The organism is Chryseobacterium sp. UYP7, from assembly GCF_056279225.1.
On sequence record NZ_JBWBQW010000020.1, the window covers coordinates 1 to 1700 of the forward strand.

General features: G+C 29.9%; 2 protein-coding genes. Both read right to left on the minus strand.

All coding sequences use genetic code 11. The features are described 5' to 3' along the window. Positions 1 to 213 precede the first annotated feature (213 nt). A complete protein-coding gene (locus tag ACZ9HT_RS16930) occupies positions 214 to 801 on the minus strand; it encodes a hypothetical protein (RefSeq protein ID WP_476041674.1) in 588 nt (195 codons plus the stop codon). 169 nt (positions 802 to 970) lie between these two features. Next, the gene (locus ACZ9HT_RS16935) at positions 971 to 1558 is read right to left on the minus strand and encodes a hypothetical protein (RefSeq protein WP_476041675.1); all 588 of its coding nucleotides are present in this window, start codon (positions 1556 to 1558) and stop codon (positions 971 to 973) included. Between the last annotated feature and the right edge of the window lie 142 nt (positions 1559 to 1700).

Here is a 1700-nt window from a genome sequence, read left to right on the forward strand (position 1 = left end):
AAAAATTTCAATTTCTATTAAACTGAACAGTTGATTTTTTTGAGAATTAAGTAACTTCATGTTGTAGCAGTATTTTGGTAGACTCGCAGATAACGGTTGGGTATTTCTGTTGGCGGGGACTTTTTATAAATGGTCTTTGTAAATATAACAAATTCAACAATTAGCGAAAATCTTTATGATAGGAACTTCCGCCCCGCTAATAGAAATACCGTGTTACCTGATGTTTTTTTTATTGTTGTAGGTTTCTAATAATTTTCCGTCAAAGTCAATTTTATATTTTGTTTTTGCAAAGTCTGTTAATAAAATTCCATCATGTTCAATTTTAAAATCTTCGTCATTATCTATGGATACAAAAATGTCAGAACCACCAAATTCCCATTTTATATTTCCGTTTTTGTCAAGTTTTGTTACTTGAATTTCTCCATGTATTATATAGTCTTCTTGATTTTTGAAAATTTCAAAACAAGTCGCTTGGTCAGCTTGTGTTTTCCATTTTAATTCAAGATCGGGAAGTGTCAAACAAAATATAGTGTCGCAACAACAGATTAGTAATTGGCTGTTGTCGAAAAGTGATGAATTTTGATAAATACCTGTAACCCCACCAGAACCAATAATTATGGAACTGTCAATGATTTGGTTGTCTTGATAAATTTTAATTCCGTGTTTGGAAGTCGGATATTCTTTCGCCCCGTCACCGAAGTAATGTTTTGAATAATTGAAATTGTTGTCTGCCGAGCCAAATTTGTAAGTCGGTTCGTCAAGCACTTCAATTGTCAAATTTTTATATTGATATCGGTTCATTTTATTTTGAGGCAAAGTTTTTAAAATAGCAGGTAACGTTTGGGTATTTCTGTTGGCGGGGATTTTTTATAACAAGTCTTTGTAAATATAACAAATTGAACAATTAGCGAAAATCTTAATGATAGAAACTTCCGACCCGCTAATAGAAATACCTTGTTAGTGGCTGTTTTTATTCGTTCAATTCTATTTTTGGAAGTTCTTGCGAAATCATAATGTTTATTAGTTCCGTTCTTTGATTTCCCAATTTTTTAAAAAAAGAAGTAATATTTTTCCCGTAACTTCTTTTGGAATATGAATATATTAATAATGCTTTTTGATTATTTTCTAATTCAATTTGTTTGTAGCGATAAATAATGAATTCGACAATATCAAGTTCCCCGTTTTTATCGGCACTCAATATACAATCGAGTATACTTTCCTTTCCATCACGACTGTTTATGACACTAAAATTAGAAACTTTATCAGTTTCTTTCCGTTTCGTCAATTCATTCACTTTTTGTTGAATAGCATTTTCTACAGTGATATCCATTACAAAAACATTTACAGTTATGAGTTCATTAAAATTTTCTACTGTTTCATTTTTAGGTAAATATTCTTGTACAAAATAATTTGGATTTGGTTTTTCAGACCATGCAAGTGAAAATTTAGTTTTATTAAATTCTATCGGTCCTTTTACTCCAATTCTGTCAATCACTTGCGCCTGAGTTGTTACAAAAGTCAATAACAGAAATATTAGTAAGTAAATATTTTTTTTCATATAAAATGCGTTTCTTGTTTTTATATCGTTGTTTGTAAAATAGCCACTAACGTCACTCTGTGAAAAAACCTCCGCTTATTACTTTCAAAAATAGCTAAATTATTTCAATAATACGGGAGTATATTCGTATATTTAATAATGC

Bases quoted from the DNA above. Each gene is read 5' to 3' on its own strand.
- ACZ9HT_RS16930 (WP_476041674.1), bottom strand. From the start codon at position 801: ATGAACCGATATCAATATAAAAATTTGACAATTGAAGTGCTTGACGAA.
- ACZ9HT_RS16935 (WP_476041675.1), bottom strand. From the start codon at position 1,558: ATGAAAAAAAATATTTACTTACTAATATTTCTGTTATTGACTTTTGTA.